Genomic DNA, 17,668 nt, shown 5'->3' with positions numbered 1-17,668 from the left:
TAAAAAAGTATAGAATATGAGAAGTGGTAACGCTTCTCATATTCTATACTTTAAAAAACAGTTTTTACTGTGCTGCAGCCATTGGCATACGTACAACTTTTACATCATAGTAAGAGATTTTATTATCAAGAATATAATCTGGCATTCCGCCTTGATGGGAGTGAGCAGCTTTAAATGCTGGGCTCTTTGTCCAACCTTGGAAATCTTCTTTTGCATTCCAGCGCGTGCTAATTGTTACCTCGTCATAATCAACTGTATTTTGCGTTAGAAGAACTTCTAATCCTAAAAATCCTGGCATTGTTTCGACTTGACCTACTTTATTAAAACGATCAATTAATTTATGTCCATTTCCCTTTGTAATTTTAGCTGTATTTGTAACAATAATCATGTTTATTCCTCCTATAAGTTGTAGCCTTTATTTTCGAGAATTCATATACATTAAATGATAATGAAAATCATTATCATTGTCAATGGTAATCTTAAATTATGATAATATTTTTAATCCCGCTATTTGTTGGGCAGTAAGACCCCCACCTCAAAATTTAGCGAAAGCGAAGAAGTTAAGTGGAGGGCGGGCTGATTAAAGTTTCACTTTATGTAGTATAATATCCTCCTGTTGACTATATATTTAACTTAGTTATATATTATGAAAATAGAATCAATCGAAAATATATAGAAGTAAAGTATGGTTTATACTTTGCTGTCGCAATACTATGAACAAGGAGGGCATTATGGTTGAATCACTTTTACTTAGTATCGTTATTATTATTACATTAGGTATTGCTTCACAATGGACTGCATGGCGCTTCCAGCTTCCTGCGATTGTTGTTATGGCAGTTGCTGGATTATTAATTGGTCCGGTTTTCGGTATTATTAATCCAAAAGAGGTGCTTGGGGATGTTTTTAGTCCACTCGTATCACTCTCTGTTGCGATTATATTGTTTGAGGGTAGTTTAAGTTTAGATATACGTGAACTGAGGGGGCTATCAAAACCAGTATTTCGTATCGTTACGTTTGGTGCGTTTATCGCGTGGATTGCTGGCTCGCTTGCAGCTCATTACGTCGCTGGATTAGATTGGGCGGTTGCATTTATTATTGGAGGACTTTTTATTGTGACAGGTCCAACGGTAATTATTCCGTTGTTACGCCAAGCGCGATTAAAACCAAGAACAGCTGCAATTTTAAAATGGGAAGGGATTATCGTTGATCCATTTGGCGCTTTGCTTGCTGTATTCGCCTTTCAAATTGTAAATTTCTTAACGAAAGAAAATGTACAATTACATACGTTGCTGTACTTCTTTGCAGGTTCATTATTTGCAATGGTACTCGGTTATGTATTTAGTATTTTTATGAGCTATATGATTTTAAAGGGAAAAGTACCAGAATATTTAAAAGCCCCAATTTTGCTAGTTACGGTACTGTTATGTTTTGGCATTGCGGATGAAGTGATGCATGAAACAGGTATGCTAGCTGTGACAGTAATGGGGATTACGCTTGCGCGGATGAAAAAATATATTTCTTCTATCGGTGATATTCGTCATTTTAACGAAAATATTTCTGTGCTACTAACGTCGACTGTTTTTATCATATTAACAGCATCCCTTCCAAGAACAACGATTATGGAGATTTTCAGCTGGCCTATTATAAGCTTCGTACTTATGATGCTATTTGTTGTACGCCCTTTATCGATTTGGATATCGACAATCGGCACAGAGTTAACAAAAGCAGAACGGGCGCTAGTTGGCTGGATTGCGCCGCGAGGTATTGTTGCATTAACGGTTTCAAGTTACTTTGCGACGGAGTTATTACAAGAAGGTTATAAAGATGCTTCTATATTAACGGCACTTACATTTGCACTCGTTATTACGACGGTTTGTGCTCATGGATTTTCAATTGGATTTTTAGCGAAAAGATTGGGATTGGCGAATACGGAGCCACCAGGAATTTTAATTTCAGGTGCGAGTACATTCTCATCTGCTTTTGCATTGCACTGTAAAGAGATGGGTATTCCGAGCTTAATTGTAGATGTATCAGAAGAGCATTTGCAATGTGCAAAGGTGAAAGGGCTTAATACATATAATGGCCAAGTACTTTCTGAACAATTACAATTTGAAGTTGATATGAATCAGTACGAATACTTAATTGCAGTTACAGATACGGATTCTTATAATGTATTAGTCGCAAATACATACGTACCGCAGTTTGGACATCATAATACATTTTTACTTCCAATCCATGATGTGGAAAAGATCGAACAAGAACGCATTTCCCTTTCGAAAAAAGCTCATTTACTGTTTGGTCAAAATGAAATTTATGAAGAATTAAATAGAAAAATTGAAGATGGTTATACGTTTAAAACGATACAAGTTGTAGAAGAACAAAAGATTAATAAAGAAGAAATCGATTCAGAGGATTTAATACTATTTATTCGCCATAGAGATGGTAGTCTTACTTTTTCAACATTGTATAAATATATAGCTGTTATGCCAGGGGATGAGCTAGTTGTACTAGCAAAGCAATAATATGGTATAGTGAAACGAGGCTGTTTTTTCAGTCTCGTTTTTCAAATGCTTCCTATAGAGAAAGCATGCAAATGGAAAGGAAGTTATGATATGCGATCAGAAGTAACTGTAAAAATAAAACCGAAATTTATAAAAGAAATTAAAAGTGGATATCCGCTTATTTTAAAAGATGCGATTCAAAATTTAAATGATGTTCAGGAAGAAGGAACAATCATTAAAGTGGTAGATGAGAAAAACCACTTTGTCGGAAAAGGTTATTATGGAAAACAAAATAAAGGATACGGCTGGATTTTAACGAGAAAAGAGAGTGAACAAATTAATCAATCTTTCTTTGAAAGTAAAATTAAATCTGCCTTACATAAACGAAAACAATTTTACAAATCAAGTGATACGACAGCATTCCGCGCCCTAAACGGTGAAGGTGATGGGCTTGGAGGCTTAATCATCGATTATTATGATGGTTATTATGTAGTTAGTTGGTATAGCGAAGGGATTTATACTTTCAGGGATGAGATTATAGCAGCTCTTCAAAAAGTAGCAAATTTTAAAGGTATTTATGAGAAGAAGCGTTTTGATACGAAAGGGAAATACATTGAAGGCGATGATTTCGTAGCAGGAGAGCGCGGTGAGTTCCCGCTTATCGTAAAAGAGAATGGTGTGAACTTTGCTGTTTATTTAAATGACGGAGCGATGGTTGGGGTATTTTTAGATCAGCGTAACGTACGAAAACAAATTCGTGATAAGTATGCGAAGGGAAGAACAGTGTTAAATATGTTCTCTTATACAGGTGCCTTTTCTGTATTTGCAGCGCTTGGTGGAGCGAGCAAAACGACGAGTGTCGACCTTGCAAATCGTAGTTTAAGTAAAACGATTGAGCAGTTTAGTGTAAATGAAGTTGATTATGAAGCGCAAGATATCATTGTAGAAGATGTATTTCTTTACTTCAAATATGCAGCGAAGAAAAAAATGAAATTTGATATGGTCGTACTTGACCCTCCAAGCTTTGCGCGTTCAAAAAAATATACATTTAGTGCAGCGAAAGATTATAAAAACTTATTAAAAGAAACAATTGCCATTACAGAAAATAACGGGATTATCGTTGCTTCAACAAATTGTAACGCATTCGATATGAAAAAGTTTAAAGGCTTTATCGATACAGCATTTAAAGAAATGAATGGCAAATATAAAATATTAGAAGAACATTCTTTACCAGAAGATTTCCGTACAATCGATCAATTTAAAGAAGGAGACTATTTAAAAGTAGTTTTCATTGAGAAAATTAAAGGGTAATAAAGAAAAAGGAGCTCGAGTTTAGTTGAGCTCCTTTTCTTATTGAACGATATTTTGTACTCTGCCGACTTGCCCGTCCTGCAAGCGCACTTTAATGCCATGCGGATGAGAAGGGGAGTTCGTTAAAATATCTTTTACAATGCCACGTGTTAATTTGCCAGTTCGTTGATTTTGTTTTAATACAATATCAACTTCAAGGCCGGGTACGATATTAGAACGTTTTTGTCCGTTCATTTATACACCTGTACGTCTACGTTGGTTGTTTGTTTTCTTTGTTTGTTGGTTTTGTAGTTTTTTTGTTTCTTGGCTTTGGTTTTTTGTATTTTGACCATTACCGTTACCTTGCTTTTTCTTTGCAAGTTGTTCACGCATTAAATCAGCTAAGCTTACTTTTTTGTTTTCTGACATGATAAGTCTCCTTTATATAAAGTTAATTATGAACTATCGTAGTAAATTTCATCATATCATTGTTATGGAAGGAAGGGAAGTTGGTTTGAAAATTCATATAATTGTTTCCAGTCTGTAGTAGTTACGATACAATTAAAATGTTAATGTTTGTAAAAAAGGGGATAGATATATGTCACATCATATTTTATTAGTGGAAGATGATATTTCAATTCAAGAGATGGTGCAGAAGTATTTAATAAAAGAGGGCTTTCAAGTTACAATCGCGTCTGATGGAGAGGAAGGCGTGAACACATATTTACAAGGTTCATTTGATTTGATTATCCTCGACATTATGATGCCAAAGTTAGATGGCTTAGAGGTTGTACGAATTATTCGAGAAAAAAGTGCAGTACCGATTTTAATGATGTCGGCAAAAGATACAGATGTTGATAAAGCTGTTGGATTAGGACTAGGAGCAGATGATTACATTTGTAAGCCGTTTTCTATGATTGAATTGGCGGCGCGTGTAAAAGCGGGTATTCGGAGGTCTACGAAATATTCAGCTACAGAAACAACAGAAAAGATGATTCAAATTGGCGATTTAACAATCGATCCAATTAATTTTACTGTGGAAAAAAACGGGAAGCCTCTCAAACTTACTTTAAAAGAATTTGAGATTTTAAAACTGTTTGTAAAGAATCAAAATCGTGTATTTACGAAAGCGCAAATATATACGCTAATTTGGAACGAAGAGTATTACGGTGACGATAACGTTATTAATGTTCATATGAGAAGATTGCGTGAGAAAATCGAAAGTGATCCATCTAATCCAGAATATATTAAAACGTTATGGGGCATCGGCTATAAATTGGAAGTGATGTAATATGGTCAATTTGTTAATAGGTATTATTTTTATATTGTTATGTATCATTTACATACAATATAAAATGAGGAAAAATAGTAGCAAAAATTTGCGATACACATATGAAAAATTAGAAAGTATTGTTAATGAAAAAACAGGCGAGAAGTTACTCGTTATGACAGATGATCTAGAATTGCAAAAGTTGTTAGTGGCAATTAATCAATTGTTAGATGCGAAACAGAAAACGAATGCAGATCATGCGAAAGTAGAAATTTCGATGAGAAAAATGCTTTCAAATATTTCACATGACTTGAAAACACCACTAACAGTTATTCTTGGATATACAGAAATGTTAAATAAGGATAAAACGATAAATAAAGAAGAACAACAAATATTACTTGAAAAGGTGCATGTGAAAACATTAGAAGTAATGGAACTGATTCATAAGTTTTTTGATTTAGCAAAACTAGAATCTGGTGACAAGGCAATCGAGATGACAAAAGTAAATATGAATGAAGTTTGCCGTGAGAAAATTTTATCTTTTTATGATTTAGTGACGACGAAAGGTTTTCATGTTCATATTAATATACCAGAAAAAAATATATATGCACTTGGAAATGTAGAAGTATTAGGTAGAGTATTGAATAATTTAATATCAAATGCAATTACATATGGAGATGATGGAAAGACGCTCGGTATGACGTTAAGAGATGATGAAACGAATGTGTATATAGATGTATGGGATACAGGAAAAGGAATTGATGAATCTCATATTGATAAAGTGTTTGAGCGTATGTACACACTTGAAGATTCCAGAAATAGATTGTACCAAGGAAGCGGTCTAGGTTTAACGATTACGAAAAGGCTTGTAGAAGCGATGGACGGAGAAATACATCTTTTTAGTAAGCCATATGAAAAAACAATTTTTACAATTGTATTAACAAAGATGCAGTTTTAGCTTGTAGAGAAGTAGATTCTACAAGCTTTTTTTTCAGCGTAAGGAATTTGTAAGGAACGGGTAAGAAAAAAGAGATTTCCGTTGTCTATTATAGAAGTATAAAGTAGTGCGAAAGGAGAAAACGACATGACATATATATTAAAAACGAATCAGTTAACGAAAGTGTTTAAGGGGAAAGAAGTTATTTCTAGCGTTAACATGCATGTGAAAAAAGGAGAGATATACGGTTTCTTAGGACCGAATGGTGCTGGTAAAACAACGATTATGAAAATGATCACAAATTTAATAAAACCGACGAGCGGTGATATTGAAATTTTCGGTGAGAAGTTAACGGATACATCTTATGAAGTATTAAAGCGCATGGGGACAATTATCGAATATCCAATCTTTTATGATAAATTAACGGCGAAAGAAAACTTAGAATTACATTGTGAATATATGGGCTATTACGATAAAAACGCAATTGACCATGCTTTACATTTAGTAAAATTGCAAGGGATCGATAATAAAAAAGTAAAAAATTTTTCATTAGGGATGAAGCAACGACTTGGTATTGCAAGGGCGATCATGACAAAGCCAGAATTACTCATTTTAGATGAGCCAATTAACGGTTTAGATCCAATTGGTATTAAAGAGTTACGAGACTTATTTAAAATGCTCTGCAAAGAATATGGCATTACGTTATTAGTTTCTAGTCATATTTTAGGTGAGATGGAACTAATGGCGGATACAATTGGTGTAATTCAAAATGGAAAACTAATAAAAGAAGTTTCAATGCAGAGTATTAACGGAAAACAAACAGAGTACATTGAAATTACTGTTCCTGATGTGAAGCGTGCAGCTTATATTTTAGAAGATAAACTCGGTATAAAAAATTACAAAATAATGAGTGGAAATATGATTCGCGTGTATGAATTGAAGGCGACACAGCAGGCTATTTCAAAAGCACTTATTATGAACGATGTGGAAATAGAAAGTATGAATAAGAAACATAGTTCCTTAGAAGAGTATTTCTTAAATGTAATGGATGGAGAGGGCATTCATGCTTAATGGATTGTTAGTGAATCTAGTGAGTGGATTAATCGTAATGTTTATAAGTGCAATTTTATATTATAGAAAACCTAAGCGGAAATGGTTGTTAATTATAATAGTGATAGGAATGATGAGCGTAGTTACTGCTGGAATTAGAATGTTAGTAGCATAGAGATAGTTATGTCAGTAATGGAGGCTTGGTTTATATGTTTAAATTGATGAAACTTGAATGGAAGAAACATAAATTATCTAGTTATTTTAAAGGGGTAGCAATTTGTATTATAGCAATTTTTGCTGCGGTAAGTCTTATGGGGATGGGAGTGAAAGGTGAAGTAGACGCAGCCCTCACTGATTTCACAAAATATATGACTTTAGCAAACATTTTTATAAGAATGACATTTCTTATTTTTAGTGCAGTCATTTTATCGCGTTTAGTAATTGATGAATATAAGAACAAAACAATGCAACTATTGTTTATGTACCCATTACAAAGGAAATTGCTAATGAGGGCGAAATTAACAATTGTTTTTAGTTTTTGTTTTATCAGCATGATTATTGCTACGTTCACTATTAGTTTGCTCATATTTTTTATGAACCCAATGATGGGGTTAATTGAAACACCTATTACGATGGGTGAAATAATAGCTACTGTTCCAGCTACCTTTATAAGTGCATTTATGATATCTGGTATAAGCTTAATTCCTTTATTTTTTGGGATGAGAAAGAAATCTACACCGACAACAATTACTTCTGCAGTAATAATTGGGATGCTAATGAACAGTAACGTAGGTCCTGGAAGCGGTCAAGTAAGTATGTATGATTTTATATTTATCCCAATTGTACTCTGTTTATTAGGAATTTTTATTAGTTATTTATCGTATCGTAAAATCGACAAGATCGATGTAGCATAAAACAATAACGAACTGGGGTATGAATAGTGAAAAAAATAATAGTAATTGCAATATTATTCATTACAATTGCTAGTGCGTTTTTTTGTTTTAAAGTATTTCAGGGGAAAGATTTTAAGAAAGAAAAGTCTTTTGAGATAAATAATATAAAAGAAATAGAAGTGGACAATGAAAACTGGGATATTGAATTTAAAAGTACAGAAGCTAACAAAATAGTCATTTCGGCTCAAGGTAAACGTTTAGATAAAGAGGTAGATCCTGTCGAAATAGAACAGGCAGGGAATAAAGTTATAGTTAAGCAAAAACAAAAGGCGACCAGATTTTTTAATGGTTTCACGTTTAGGAAGAAAAATAGTATATGTATAGCTATTCCGAAGAAAGAAATAGATAAAATTGTATTAAATAATAAATCGGGTGATGTGAAAATAAGCGATATAGTAGTAAAAAGTATCGTGACAAAAAGCAAGTCTGGAGATGAAATGGTTGTAGGACTATCAGCTGAGAAAGGTGAATTCATATCGCAAAGTGGAGAGTTAGCTGTAAAAGATAGTTCAGTACAAGAATTAAATATAAAGTCTACGACTGGTGATAACTATATAACAAATGTAAGTAACTCAAATATGAACATCACTTCAACATCGGGAGAAGTATTACTGAAGGATATGAAAGAAGGAAAATCGTTATTTGTAGAAACAAAATCAGGAGATATTGGCGTACGGTATAAAGGTGTTCCGACTTCTTTAAAACTTACGGCTAAAAGTAATTCGTCTGACGTAATGGTGAATGTAAAAGGACTTAAGAAAGATAAAAATACAGAACATGTAAAAGCAGGAACCATTGGTGATGCGAAAAACGAAATGAAGATTTTAAGTAAAACAGGAGCGATTTATATCGATTAAATTTCAAATGAAAGGAGGACTATTATGCTACGTCTTATGAAGCTAGAAATGAAGAAGTTTAAGCTTGGATGGTATGTAAGGGGAGCGATTATTGCAAATATCGCTATACTGACATTACTGATCTTTACGAGCATCGTTTCTCAAATAGAAGGCGATCCAGAAATAAGAGATCCACAGATGGTTTTGTTAATGGCTAGTACATTAGTAAGAGCAACGTTTATTATTTTTGGTAGTGTGTTAATCGCAAGGTTAATAATTGGTGAATATAAAAACAAAACAATACTACTTATGTTTTCTTATCCAATTAACCGAAAGAAAATGATGGTTAGTAAGTTGATTATTACAGCAACATTAACATTTATAACAGTTATTTTATCTAATATTTTAGTAGTAGGAGTTTTCTTTGGGATAGATAGCTATTTTTCAATTCTTCCTCATTCATTCACAGTAGATCAATTGATGCAAGAAGGGATAAACCTTGTTCCTTTAGCCGTTGCAACTGCGGGAATAAGTTTAATCCCACTATATTTCGGAATGCGTAAACGTTCAGTGCCAACTACAATTGTTTCATCAATTATCGTTGTATCAATTGCAATTAATAACACCCCAATGTTTTCAACGGCAACTTTTCTTCCCCTTCAACTAGCATTGGCAGCAATTGGAGTTGCCATTGCATATTACGGAATTAAAAATATAGAGAAGGAAGATATAACTGTATGATAAGAATACGTAAAATAGTTTCACATGAAACAAGTTACAGAAAAAGACAAGATGTGTAAACACCTTGTCTTTTTCTGTAGTTACATTTTAGGAGCTTCCATTCCAGCTGTAGCCCATTCTTCTTTTGCAGGACCATATACGCCAGGAACTGTTAAGCCAGCCTGGCGCATTAAAACTGTCATTTGTCCGCGGTGGTGATTTTGATGATTGATGAGTGTCATTAAAAATATAGAATTCGGCATAGGGCGACCAAAGAAGTCATTAATAGTAGCTAAGTCTTTATCAGTCCATTTACTTTGAAGTGTTTCAACAAAAGCCGCGTTTACTTTACGGTATTCAGCTGCAATTGTTTTTGCAGAAGTTGGAACAGGATAATCTTTCGTTTCTCCTTCAAACTTTAGCCCTGTGCCAGATAGTATAACAGGAATTGCCGTCACGATATGCCAAGCGACTCTTCCTAACGTCCAATGTCCAGGTGCAATTTCTTGTGACAAAGATTCATCTGTTAGTACATCGAGCATCTTTTGAGTAGATTCAGCCTCGTATGTCCACGATTGTAAGAAGCCTTCAATTGTTTGGTACATAGTTATCCCTCCTAGTTATGTTCATAGGTTACATTCGTGAAAAAAAGATAGTTTCCTTTTGGCCTATAAGAACAAATAAAAAAGAAGACTCCTAACAAGAAGCCTCTTTTTTATTAACTTTCTTCCCACTCTCCCTCATCAACTATAAGAAATAAGGTGCTCCAAGTACGAGAACATCAAGTGGTTTTATTAAGAAAAAGAATTTCGTTTGAGTAAGAAGGCAAAAGTACAAGCAAAAGGGGTAAAAATCGCATGTAATAATTATTAGAATGTACGGAGTAAAGTTATTCTGGGGTATTTGATAGGTGTTTTTTTATTTGTTGCTTATACTTAAAAGATTGAATTTGAAGGAGGGGATCAACATGTCTTCATGGCGCAATAATATAAATGGGTATTGTGAGTGTAATAATCAAAATGGTGTACATGTTGATTCGTGTTGTTTTAGTTGCGATGGGACAGTGCCTAAGCTAGGTCCAACTGGTCCGACGGGAGCAACGGGTCCAACGGGAGCGACAGGTCCAATGGGAGCAACGGGTCCAACGGGAGCGACAGGTCCAACTGGGGCGACGGGTCCAACGGGAGCAACAGGTCCAACCGGAGTGACAGGTTCAACGGGAGCGACAGGAATAACGGGAGCAATGGGAGCAACAGGAGCAACAGGAATAACGGGAGCAACGGGAGCAACAGGAGCAACAGGAATAACGGGAGCAACAGGTCCAACCGGAGTGACGGGAGTAACGGGAGCAACAGGTTCAACGGGAGCAACAGGTCCAACCGGAGTGACAGGTTCAACGGGAGCGACAGGAATAACGGGAGCAACGGGAGCAACAGGAGCAACAGGTCCAACCGGAGTGACAGGAATAACGGGAGCAACAGGTCCAACCGGAGTGACGGGAGTAACGGGAGCAACAGGAGCAACAGGTCCAACCGGAGTGACAGGAATAACGGGAGCAACGGGAGCAACAGGTTCAACGGGAGCAACAGGTCCGACCGGAGCGACAGGAATAACGGGAGCAACGGGAGCGACAGGAATAACGGGAGCAACAGGTCCGACCGGAGCGACAGGAATAACAGGAGCAACGGGTCCAACGGGAGCAACAGGTCCAACGGGAGCAACAGGTCCGACCGGAGCAACAGGTTCAACAGGTCCAACCGGAGCAACAGGAATAACGGGAGCAACGGGAGTAACGGGAGCAACGGGTCCAACCGGAGCGACGGGTTCAACAGGTTCAACCGGCCCAACGGGAATAACAGGTACAAGTATCACGGCGACGTATGCATTTGCAAATAATACGTCGGGTTCAGCGATATCGGTACTTCTTGGTGGAACGAATGTCCCGCTTCCGAATAATCAAAACATCGGTCCAGGAATTACTGTTTCTGGTGGAAATACAGTATTTACGGTTGCAAATGCTGGGAATTATTATATTTCATATACGATTAATATAACGGCTTCATTATTAGTCAGTTCTCGTATTACAATTAATGGAGCACCACTTGCTGGAACGATCAATTCTCCTGCGTTAGCAACTACATCATTTAGCGCAACAATTATTACAACTCTTGCAGCAGGAGATGCTATTAGTTTGCAACTATTTGGTTTGTTAGCTGTTGCAACATTATCAACAACTACACCAGGAGCTGTGTTAACGATAATAAGATTAAGCTAAATAATAACTCTCTTATTTTTTTATAGATTAGGAGAGTTTGTACATATAATAAGAAGTTAATGGAGTGAAGCATAGTTATATAAAAGTCAGAATATTATGATTGTAACGTTATGGTGACTATAATATAATGAAAACAACCTCATGAATGAACATTCATTTATTTTTATGTATTTGAAGGGGGAATGAAGGTGGAAAAACCATGGTTGAAAAATTATCCAGAGGAAATTCCAAGTACGATTTCTTATGATATTCAGCCGCTTCATAAATATGTAGAACAGATGGCTTCTCGCTATCCAGAAAAGAAAGCGCTTCACTTTTTGGGGAAGGATATTACATTTTCGGACTTCCATGATAAGGTGAAGAAGTTTGCAAATTATCTTCAAAAGCTCGGTGTGGAAAAGGGTGATAGAGTTGCTATTATGTTGCCGAATTGTCCGCAAGCTGTAATTGGTTATTACGGTACATTACTTGCAGGAGGTATCGTAGTACAAACAAATCCACTATATACAGAAAGAGAATTAGAATATCAGCTTCATGATTCGGGAGCAAAAGTAATTCTTTGCCTCGATTTAGTATTTCCAAGAGTAACGAATGTTCAATCTGCTACAAAAGTTGAGCATATTATCGTAACGCGTATTGCGGACTTTTTACCCTTCCCTAAAAATCTATTGTATCCATTTGTGCAGAAAAAACAGTCGAATTTAGTTGTGAAAGTATCAGAGAGTGAAACGATTCACCTTTGGAACTCAGTAGAAAAAGAAGTGAATACGGATGTTGAGTTGCCGTGTGATCCTGAAAACGATCTAGCACTTTTACAGTACACAGGAGGAACAACTGGATTTCCGAAAGGCGTTATGTTAACGCATAAAAACCTCGTTTCTAACACTTTGATGGGAGTTCAATGGTTATATAATTGCAAAGAAGGAGAAGAAGTCGTTCTTGGGGTTCTTCCATTTTTCCACGTGTACGGCATGACGGCTGTTATGAATTTAAGTATTATGCAAGGATACAAAATGGTTCTTATCCCAAAATTTGATATGAAAATGGTTTTTGAAGCGATTAAGAAGCATAAAGTGACATTGTTTCCGGGGGCACCAACTATTTATATCGCTCTTTTAAATAGCCCGCTTTTAAAAGAATACGATATTTCGTCTATTCGTGCTTGTATTAGTGGATCAGCACCACTGCCAGTAGAAGTACAGGAAAAGTTCGAAACAGTTACAGGTGGTAAACTAGTAGAAGGATATGGTTTAACAGAATCATCTCCAGTTACACATAGTAATTTTTTATGGGAAAAGCGAGTGCCAGGTAGCATTGGAGTTCCGTGGCCAGATACAGAAGCAATGATTATGTCGCTTGAAACTGGTGAGGCATTACCACCGGGAGAAATCGGTGAAATTGTAGTAAAAGGTCCTCAAATTATGAAAGGGTATTGGAATAAGCCAGAAGAAACAGCAGCTGTACTGCAAGATGGATGGCTCCATACAGGGGATGTTGGCTACATGGATGAAGATGGCTTTTTCTATGTGAAAGATCGTAAGAAAGATATGATTGTTGCGAGTGGGTTTAATGTGTATCCTCGTGAAGTAGAAGAAGTATTATATGAGCATGAAAAAGTGCAAGAAGTAGTGACGATTGGAGTTCCCGATCCATACCGAGGAGAGACAGTTAAAGCGTTTGTTGTGTTAAAAGAAGGTACGGAGTGTTCTGAGGAAGAATTAAATCAGTTTGCTCGTAAATATTTAGCGGCCTATAAAGTGCCGAAAGTATATGAGTTTAGAGATGAACTGCCGAAAACGACAGTTGGAAAAATTTTACGCCGTGTCCTAATTGATGAAGAGAAAAGAAAGAATGAGGATGAGCAAACGGGCTAAGGCCCTTTCTTTTTGAAAAAATAGGATTGACACTTTTCTAAATAGTCAGTATTATAAGAATATGAATGACTATTCATTCAGTCATCTTCTTGAAGGGGACAGTAAAGTGAAGAAAAATAGACCGAAATACAATCAAATTATTGATGCGGCAGTCATTGTGATTGCGGAGAATGGGTACCACCAAGCGCAAGTTTCTAAAATAGCAAAGCAAGCTGGGGTAGCTGATGGCACGATTTATTTATATTTTAAAAATAAAGAAGATATATTAATATCCTTATTCCAAGAGAAGATGGGAGAATTTGTCGAAACAATTCGTCAAAAAACAGCAGGAATTGAAAGCGCTGTATCGAAGTTATTCATGTTGGTAGAAACGCACTTCTTGCTGTTGTCGCAAAATGATCCTCTTGCTATCGTTACGCAATTAGAGCTGAGACAGTCCAATCAAGACTTACGCCTGAAAATAAATGAAGTATTAAAAGGCTACTTACAAGTTATGGATGAGATTTTAGAGACAGGTATAAAGCAAGGTGAATTCCAAGCGGATTTAAATGTTCGCGTGGCAAGACAAATGATCTTTGGAACAGTAGATGAAGTTGTGACCAATTGGGTAATGAGCGATCATAAGTATGATCTGGTCGCACTTTCAAAAACGGTACATGGGCTACTTATTGCAGCTTGTGGTTATCGTCAATAATGGGAGGGATCATGTTGAAGTTCCTATCTGTAAGAGTTGAAGATCATATCGCGGTGGCTACGTTAAATCATGCGCCAGCTAACGCGATGTCTTCACAAGTTATGCATGACGTTACTGAATTAATTGATCAAGTGGAGAAGGATGATAACATTCGTGTTGTTGTTATTCACGGTGAAGGGCGCTTCTTCTCGGCGGGAGCAGATATTAAAGAATTTACATCTGTTACTGAAGCGAAACAAGCGACTGAATTAGCGCAGCTTGGACAAGTTACGTTTGAGCGCGTTGAAAAATGTTCAAAACCAGTTATCGCGGCAATTCATGGAGCGGCACTTGGCGGCGGCCTTGAGTTTGCTATGTCTTGCCACATGCGCTTTGCAACTGAAAGTGCAAAACTTGGTTTACCTGAATTAACACTTGGATTAATTCCTGGATTTGCAGGTACACAGCGATTACCGCGTTATGTTGGGAAAGCGAAAGCTTGTGAAATGATGTTAACAAGTACACCGATTACTGGTGCAGAAGCATTAAAATGGGGACTAGTTAACGGAGTTTTTGCTGAAGAAACATTTTTAGATGATACGCTTAAAGTTGCAAAACAGATTGCTGGAAAAAGCCCAGCGACGACTCGTGCTGTACTAGAGTTATTGCAAACGACGAAATCGTCTCATTATTATGAAGGTGTACAACGCGAAGCTCAAATCTTTGGTGAAGTATTTACGAGTGAAGATGGAAGAGAAGGTGTAGCAGCGTTTTTAGAAAAACGTAAGCCTTCATTTAGCGGCAGGTAGTTCAATTATTTTTTTAATATAAATTAACAGAAAATTAAAATTGATAGAATCTTTCTGAAAAACAAGGGGGTAAATGGAATGAACATCTACGTACTCATGAAACGAACATTTGATACAGAAGAAAAAATCGTAATTAAAAACGGTGCAATTTACGATGGCGAAGCGGAATTCATCATCAACCCTTACGATGAATATGCAATTGAAGAAGCAATTCAAGTAAGAGACGCACAAGGTGGAGAAGTTACTGTCGTAACAGTTGGTGGCGAAGATAGTGAGAAAGAACTTCGTACGGCGTTAGCGATGGGCTGCGATAAAGCGGTATTAATTAATATTGAAGATGATGTAGAAAATGGTGACCAGTTCACGACAGCAAAAGTGCTTGCTGAATATTTAAAAGATAAAGATGCAGATTTAATTTTAGGCGGAAACGTTGCAATTGATGGTGCATCTGGACAAGTTGGTCCGCGTGTAGCTGAAGCGTTAAATATTCCGTACGTAACGACAATTACAAAACTTGAAATTGACGGTACAAACGTGAAGATTGAGCGCGATGTTGAAGGTGATACAGAAGTGATTGAAACTTCATTACCAGTTTTAGTAACAGCACAGCAAGGTTTAAATGAACCTCGTTATCCATCGCTTCCAGGTATTATGAAAGCGAAGAAAAAGCCACTAGAAGAATTAGAATTAGATGATTTAGATTTAGAAGAAGATGATGTGGAAGCAAAGACAAAAACAATTGAAATCTATTTGCCTCCTAAGAAAGATGCAGGAAAAGTGTTACAAGGCGAGCTGCAAGATCAAGTAAAAGAACTTGTATCGTTGCTCCATACAGAAGCGAAAGTAATCTAATAAAATACGAAATTATATATGCAGGAGGGAAAATCTATGGCTCGTAAAGTATTAGTAATGGGTGAAGTTCGTGATGGATCGCTACGTAACGTTTCGTTTGAAGCGGTAGCAGCAGCAAAAACAATTGCAGAAGGCGGTGAAGTAGTAGGTCTTCTAGTTGGAGATAGCGTTGCTTCTTTTGCAAATGAATTGATTCATTACGGTGCAGATCGCGTTGTGACAGTTGAAAATGATAAATTAAAATCATATACATCTGATGGCTATGCACAAGCATTTTTAGCTGTATATGCTGAAGAAAATCCAGAAGGAATTGTATTTGGACATACAGCACTTGGTAAAGATTTATCACCAAAATTAGCAGCGAAGCTTGAAGCTGGTCTAGTTTCTGACGTAACTGCTTTAGAAGTTGAAGGTGGAAATGTTATCTTTACTCGTCCAATTTACTCTGGTAAAGCGTTTGAGAAGAAGATTGTAACAGACGGCATCTTATTTGCGACAGTGCGTCCAAATAACATCGCAACGCTCGAAAAAGATGAGTCTCGCAGTGGTGACGTGTCTTCTATTACAGTAGATGTGAAAGACTTGCGTACAATCATTCAAGATGTCGTTCGTAAGACGGCAGAAGGCGTTGATCTTTCTGAAGCAAAAGTTATTATCGCTGGCGGACGCGGTGTGAAGAGCGAAGAAGGGTTCAAACCATTAAAAGAGTTAGCTGACGTATTAGGCGGCGCTGTTGGAGCATCTCGTGGTGCTTGTGACGCTGAGTATTGCGATTACTCATTACAAATTGGTCAAACTGGTAAAGTTGTTACGCCAGACCTATACATTGCATGCGGTATTTCTGGAGCGATTCAGCATTTAGCTGGTATGTCTAACTCAAAAATAATCGTTGCGATTAATAAAGACCCAGAAGCAAGTATCTTCAAAGTAGCTGACTACGGTATTGTTGGCGATCTATTTGAAGTGGTACCTCTTTTAACAGAAGAGTTTAAAAAGTTAAAAGTACATTCATGATTTGAGTACCCTTGAGTTCCAAGTGAAGTACCCCTATATATAGAAAAAGGTGAGAGATCCCCTGTCTCTCATCTTTTTAGTATTTAATCCGTATTTTTATATAGTATAAAGGAACACTTTTTTGTTACAATACATAACGATACATATTATTCGCCACGTATATAAGTTAATGATATACTCTTGGTAGAATATACTTGAAGGAGGAAATAAAATGGCAATTGTAAACGCAAATGACCAAAGCTTCGCAGCAGAAACTAGCGAAGGTGTTGTATTATTAGATTTCTGGGCACCTTGGTGTGGACCTTGTAAAATGATCGCTCCTGTATTAGAGGAAATTGATGCAGAACTAGGCGAAAAAGTAAAAGTAGTAAAAGTAGACGTGGATGAAAATCAAGAAACTGCTCGTCAATTCGAAGTAATGAGCATTCCAGCTCTTTTCGTATTAAAAGACGGTAAAGTAGTTGATCAAGCGTTAGGTTACAAACCGAAAGAAGCGTTAGTAGAATTAGTTTCTAAACACTTCTAAAATAAAAAAGGCTACCATTTGGTAGCTTTTTTTATTTTCCTTTTTTACACCTTTCCGTTACAATGAAAGAACGTATGTTGGGTATTTT

The 17,668-nt window shown here is 36.5% G+C and carries 20 protein-coding genes; 16 read left to right on the top strand and 4 right to left on the bottom strand.

Features of this window, described 5'->3' with window-relative positions:
- Window positions 1–64: 64 nt before the first annotated feature.
- A complete protein-coding gene (gene isdG, locus EGX95_RS21415; RefSeq protein WP_000587815.1) occupies window positions 65–388 on the bottom strand; it encodes a heme oxygenase in 324 nt (107 codons plus the stop codon).
- 343 nt (window positions 389–731) lie between these two features.
- Between isdG and EGX95_RS21410 the strand changes: the two genes are divergently transcribed.
- Together EGX95_RS21410 and EGX95_RS21405 are read left to right on the top strand one after the other, a co-directional pair.
- Window positions 732–2,522 (top strand): cation:proton antiporter, encoded by a 1,791-nt coding sequence (locus EGX95_RS21410; protein ID WP_000230342.1) that lies wholly within the window; start codon window positions 732–734, stop codon window positions 2,520–2,522.
- 90 nt (window positions 2,523–2,612) lie between these two features.
- Complete coding sequence (locus EGX95_RS21405) at window positions 2,613–3,812, top strand: class I SAM-dependent rRNA methyltransferase (protein ID WP_123805749.1); 1,200 nt, start codon at window positions 2,613–2,615, stop codon at window positions 3,810–3,812.
- A 39-nt stretch (window positions 3,813–3,851) separates the two neighbouring features.
- Here EGX95_RS21405 and EGX95_RS21400 read toward each other — a convergent pair whose 3' ends face one another.
- Window positions 3,852–4,046, bottom strand: a complete 195-nt coding sequence (locus EGX95_RS21400; RefSeq protein ID WP_001014318.1) for a YwbE family protein — start codon at window positions 4,044–4,046, stop codon at window positions 3,852–3,854.
- The gene (locus EGX95_RS30530; protein WP_001293581.1) at window positions 4,047–4,220 is read right to left on the bottom strand and encodes a hypothetical protein; all 174 of its coding nucleotides are present in this window, start codon (window positions 4,218–4,220) and stop codon (window positions 4,047–4,049) included.
- Between the two features lie 169 nt (window positions 4,221–4,389).
- Here EGX95_RS30530 and EGX95_RS21395 point away from each other — a divergent pair, with 169 nt between their 5' ends.
- From EGX95_RS21395 to EGX95_RS21370, 7 genes are all read left to right on the top strand, one after another.
- Window positions 4,390–5,082, top strand: a complete 693-nt coding sequence (locus EGX95_RS21395; protein ID WP_000018054.1) for a response regulator transcription factor — start codon at window positions 4,390–4,392, stop codon at window positions 5,080–5,082.
- Between the two features lies 1 nt (window position 5,083).
- A complete protein-coding gene (locus EGX95_RS21390; protein ID WP_000247660.1) occupies window positions 5,084–6,019 on the top strand; it encodes a HAMP domain-containing histidine kinase in 936 nt (311 codons plus the stop codon).
- A gap of 126 nt (window positions 6,020–6,145) precedes the next feature.
- On the top strand, window positions 6,146–7,069 hold the full coding sequence (locus EGX95_RS21385) for an ABC transporter ATP-binding protein (protein ID WP_000221086.1): 924 nt from the start codon (window positions 6,146–6,148) through the stop codon (window positions 7,067–7,069).
- On the top strand, window positions 7,062–7,223 hold the full coding sequence (locus tag EGX95_RS30525) for a hypothetical protein (RefSeq protein ID WP_000931765.1): 162 nt from the start codon (window positions 7,062–7,064) through the stop codon (window positions 7,221–7,223). The genes EGX95_RS21385 and EGX95_RS30525 overlap by 8 nt, the downstream gene beginning before the upstream one ends.
- Before the next feature lie 34 nt (window positions 7,224–7,257).
- Window positions 7,258–7,962, top strand: coding sequence for an ABC transporter permease (locus EGX95_RS21380; protein WP_000475537.1), 705 nt, complete (start codon window positions 7,258–7,260; stop codon window positions 7,960–7,962).
- A 26-nt stretch (window positions 7,963–7,988) separates the two neighbouring features.
- On the top strand, window positions 7,989–8,858 hold the full coding sequence (locus EGX95_RS21375; RefSeq protein ID WP_000720985.1) for a DUF4097 family beta strand repeat-containing protein: 870 nt from the start codon (window positions 7,989–7,991) through the stop codon (window positions 8,856–8,858).
- A 24-nt stretch (window positions 8,859–8,882) separates the two neighbouring features.
- Window positions 8,883–9,578: an ABC transporter permease gene (locus tag EGX95_RS21370; RefSeq protein ID WP_000945204.1), complete on the top strand. Its 696-nt coding sequence runs from the start codon at window positions 8,883–8,885 to the stop codon at window positions 9,576–9,578.
- 80 nt (window positions 9,579–9,658) lie between these two features.
- On the opposite strand, the gene EGX95_RS21365 is transcribed toward EGX95_RS21370, so the two are convergent.
- Window positions 9,659–10,162: a DinB family protein gene (locus tag EGX95_RS21365; protein WP_000284986.1), complete on the bottom strand. Its 504-nt coding sequence runs from the start codon at window positions 10,160–10,162 to the stop codon at window positions 9,659–9,661.
- Window positions 10,163–10,524: 362 nt separating this feature from the next.
- Between EGX95_RS21365 and EGX95_RS21360 the strand changes: the two genes are divergently transcribed.
- The 7 genes from EGX95_RS21360 (at window position 10,525) to trxA (ending at window position 17,580) form a co-directional block, all read left to right on the top strand.
- Window positions 10,525–11,832, top strand: a complete 1,308-nt coding sequence (locus EGX95_RS21360; RefSeq protein WP_123805746.1) for a BclA C-terminal domain-containing protein — start codon at window positions 10,525–10,527, stop codon at window positions 11,830–11,832.
- Between the two features lie 188 nt (window positions 11,833–12,020).
- Window positions 12,021–13,706, top strand: coding sequence for a long-chain-fatty-acid--CoA ligase (locus tag EGX95_RS21355; protein WP_000414713.1), 1,686 nt, complete (start codon window positions 12,021–12,023; stop codon window positions 13,704–13,706).
- Between the two features lie 61 nt (window positions 13,707–13,767).
- Window positions 13,768–14,400 (top strand): fatty acid metabolism transcriptional regulator FadR, encoded by a 633-nt coding sequence (locus EGX95_RS21350; RefSeq protein ID WP_002001012.1) that lies wholly within the window; start codon window positions 13,768–13,770, stop codon window positions 14,398–14,400.
- Window positions 14,401–14,411: 11 nt separating this feature from the next.
- Window positions 14,412–15,188: an enoyl-CoA hydratase gene (locus tag EGX95_RS21345; protein WP_000911295.1), complete on the top strand. Its 777-nt coding sequence runs from the start codon at window positions 14,412–14,414 to the stop codon at window positions 15,186–15,188.
- A 78-nt stretch (window positions 15,189–15,266) separates the two neighbouring features.
- Complete coding sequence (gene etfB, locus EGX95_RS21340) at window positions 15,267–16,040, top strand: electron transfer flavoprotein subunit beta (RefSeq protein WP_001029030.1); 774 nt, start codon at window positions 15,267–15,269, stop codon at window positions 16,038–16,040.
- Between the two features lie 36 nt (window positions 16,041–16,076).
- On the top strand, window positions 16,077–17,054 hold the full coding sequence (gene etfA / locus EGX95_RS21335) for an electron transfer flavoprotein subunit alpha (RefSeq protein ID WP_000101965.1): 978 nt from the start codon (window positions 16,077–16,079) through the stop codon (window positions 17,052–17,054).
- A 211-nt stretch (window positions 17,055–17,265) separates the two neighbouring features.
- Window positions 17,266–17,580 carry a thioredoxin gene (trxA, locus tag EGX95_RS21330; RefSeq protein ID WP_001018943.1) on the top strand — a complete coding sequence of 105 codons (315 nt, stop codon included), beginning with the start codon at window positions 17,266–17,268 and terminating at the stop codon, window positions 17,578–17,580.
- Window positions 17,581–17,668: the final 88 nt, after the last annotated feature.

The sequence above is a fragment of the Bacillus sp. FDAARGOS_527 genome (genome assembly GCF_003812125.1).
Classification (GTDB): Bacteria; Bacillota; Bacilli; order Bacillales; family Bacillaceae_G; genus Bacillus_A; species Bacillus_A paranthracis.
This window is presented reverse-complemented; position numbering and strand designations above follow the sequence as displayed.

Excerpts from the sequence above, each read along its gene's own strand:
- isdG (WP_000587815.1), bottom strand. The coding sequence starts at position 388 with ATGATTATTGTTACAAATACAGCTAAAATTACAAAGGGAAATGGACAT.
- EGX95_RS21410 (WP_000230342.1), top strand. The coding sequence starts at position 732 with ATGGTTGAATCACTTTTACTTAGTATCGTTATTATTATTACATTAGGT.
- EGX95_RS21405 (WP_123805749.1), top strand. The coding sequence starts at position 2,613 with ATGCGATCAGAAGTAACTGTAAAAATAAAACCGAAATTTATAAAAGAA.
- EGX95_RS21400 (WP_001014318.1), bottom strand. The coding sequence starts at position 4,046 with ATGAACGGACAAAAACGTTCTAATATCGTACCCGGCCTTGAAGTTGAT.
- EGX95_RS30530 (WP_001293581.1), bottom strand. The coding sequence starts at position 4,220 with ATGTCAGAAAACAAAAAAGTAAGCTTAGCTGATTTAATGCGTGAACAA.
- EGX95_RS21395 (WP_000018054.1), top strand. The coding sequence starts at position 4,390 with ATGTCACATCATATTTTATTAGTGGAAGATGATATTTCAATTCAAGAG.
- EGX95_RS21390 (WP_000247660.1), top strand. The coding sequence starts at position 5,084 with ATGGTCAATTTGTTAATAGGTATTATTTTTATATTGTTATGTATCATT.
- EGX95_RS21385 (WP_000221086.1), top strand. The coding sequence starts at position 6,146 with ATGACATATATATTAAAAACGAATCAGTTAACGAAAGTGTTTAAGGGG.
- EGX95_RS30525 (WP_000931765.1), top strand. The coding sequence starts at position 7,062 with ATGCTTAATGGATTGTTAGTGAATCTAGTGAGTGGATTAATCGTAATG.
- EGX95_RS21380 (WP_000475537.1), top strand. The coding sequence starts at position 7,258 with ATGTTTAAATTGATGAAACTTGAATGGAAGAAACATAAATTATCTAGT.
- EGX95_RS21370 (WP_000945204.1), top strand. The coding sequence starts at position 8,883 with ATGCTACGTCTTATGAAGCTAGAAATGAAGAAGTTTAAGCTTGGATGG.
- EGX95_RS21365 (WP_000284986.1), bottom strand. The coding sequence starts at position 10,162 with ATGTACCAAACAATTGAAGGCTTCTTACAATCGTGGACATACGAGGCT.
- EGX95_RS21360 (WP_123805746.1), top strand. The coding sequence starts at position 10,525 with ATGTCTTCATGGCGCAATAATATAAATGGGTATTGTGAGTGTAATAAT.
- EGX95_RS21350 (WP_002001012.1), top strand. The coding sequence starts at position 13,768 with ATGAATGACTATTCATTCAGTCATCTTCTTGAAGGGGACAGTAAAGTG.
- EGX95_RS21345 (WP_000911295.1), top strand. The coding sequence starts at position 14,412 with ATGTTGAAGTTCCTATCTGTAAGAGTTGAAGATCATATCGCGGTGGCT.
- etfB (WP_001029030.1), top strand. The coding sequence starts at position 15,267 with ATGAACATCTACGTACTCATGAAACGAACATTTGATACAGAAGAAAAA.
- etfA (WP_000101965.1), top strand. The coding sequence starts at position 16,077 with ATGGCTCGTAAAGTATTAGTAATGGGTGAAGTTCGTGATGGATCGCTA.
- trxA (WP_001018943.1), top strand. The coding sequence starts at position 17,266 with ATGGCAATTGTAAACGCAAATGACCAAAGCTTCGCAGCAGAAACTAGC.